This is a genomic window from Georgenia deserti (genome assembly GCF_042680605.1).
Taxonomy (GTDB): domain Bacteria; phylum Actinomycetota; class Actinomycetes; order Actinomycetales; family Actinomycetaceae; genus Allobogoriella; species Allobogoriella deserti.
On the sequence record NZ_JBHUEE010000019.1, the window covers coordinates 1 to 1460 of the forward strand.

The 1460-nt window shown below is 68.9% G+C and carries 1 protein-coding gene; it reads right to left on the reverse strand.

Translation table 11 applies throughout. From position 1 onward, the window contains the following. Positions 1-23: 23 nt before the first annotated feature. A complete protein-coding gene (locus tag ACFSE6_RS18865; protein ID WP_388011123.1) occupies positions 24-1265 on the reverse strand; it encodes an IS110 family RNA-guided transposase in 1242 nt (413 codons plus the stop codon). Positions 1266-1460 lie beyond the last annotated feature (195 nt).

The following is a 1460-nucleotide window of genomic DNA, read 5'->3' on the forward strand; positions in this document are numbered from 1 at the left end:
GGGGGGTGTCCCTATCTCTGCCGTCAAGCGGCGGCGGGGGTGGGTGGGTCGTAGAAGGCGCCGTTGCGGAGCATGGCGTGTAGGACGTCGATGCGACGTCGGGCCAGGCATACCAGTGCGGCGTTGTGTCTCTTGCCCTGGGCGCGTTTGCGGTCGTAGTAGGCCCGGGAGGTGGGGTCTGACAGGGAGGCGAAGGCGGCGAGGAAGAAGGCTCGTTTGAGCTGCTTGTTCCCTCCTCTGGCGGGGCGTTCGCCGCGGATCGAGGTCCCCGAGCGACGGGTGGTTGGGGCCAGGCCGGCGTAGGCGGCCAGGTGCCCTGAGGTGGGGAATGCTGAGCCGTCACCGACTTCGAGGAGGATCCTGGCTCCGGTCCTGACCCCGATCCCGGGCATGGAGGTCAGGACCTTTGAGAGAGGGTGGGCATCGAGCATGTCCTCGATCTGGGCCGCGGCGGTGGCGCGTTGGTCGAGAAGTCCTGAGAGCTGGCGGGCGAGCTGGGGCAGGACGGTCTCGGCGGCCCGGGTGCCCGGAACCGTGACGCTCTGCTGGTCGAGGGCTTCGACGATGGACTCGACCAGCTTGGTGTAGGAGCGCGGGGCCCGCGGTTTGACGGTGGCAGTCAGCCGGCGCCGCCCGGCGGCCTTCAGGCCCTGGGGGCCGCCGAAGCGGGCTAGGAGCTCAAGGACGGCGCGCTGGTGGATCTTCGGCCCCAGGACGCGTTCCAGGGCGGGGTGGACTTGGGTGAGCAGGCCGCGGATGCGGTTGGTGATCCGGGTGACCTCCCCGGCCAGGTCATCATCAAAGCCGATGATGACCTCCAGGTCGGCCAGCGCCTCGTCATCGGTGCTGACCCGGCGCAGCGAGTGGGGCATGGTCCGGGCGGCCTCGGCGATGATGAAGGCATCACGAGCATCGGTCTTGGCCGCCCCGGGGTGGAGGTCAGCGATACGGCGCATCGCCAGGCCCGGTAGGTAGGCGAGGTCGATGCCCATCGCCCGGGCCAGGGTGACCGCCAGAGCGCCGATCGAGGCAGGCTGGTCCACGATCACCAGCACCGGCCCGCGTTCGGACAACTCGGTCAGGACCTCGCGGAGCTTGGCCTCGCTCTGGGGCAGTGCCTTGTCATAGACCCGCTCCCCGGCAGTATTCAGGGCGCAGGCGTGGTGTTCTTCCTTGCCTACGTCCAGGCCCAGGAAGACGGCGTAGCTGACCTGGCTCACCGGCCCGGCCTCCTTCACTCCTCGTTGCCGCTGGCCGCTCGTCATTGGCGGTAGTCGCCGGCATCCACGTTACGAAGAGGCCTACCCGGACCCGGGTGGTCCTGTCCCTATCAGCGGTCGCCCACCGCCACTGGAACCCGGTGACAACACCCCCCGGATCATCAACGACAGGGGCAGACAGTCATGCCGGACCCAGCGACCACAACCCCGCCCACGCGGGATCACCAAGAAGGTAACGGG

Excerpts from the sequence above, each read along its gene's own strand:
- ACFSE6_RS18865 (WP_388011123.1), bottom strand. The coding sequence starts at position 1,265 with ATGACGAGCGGCCAGCGGCAACGAGGAGTGAAGGAGGCCGGGCCGGTG.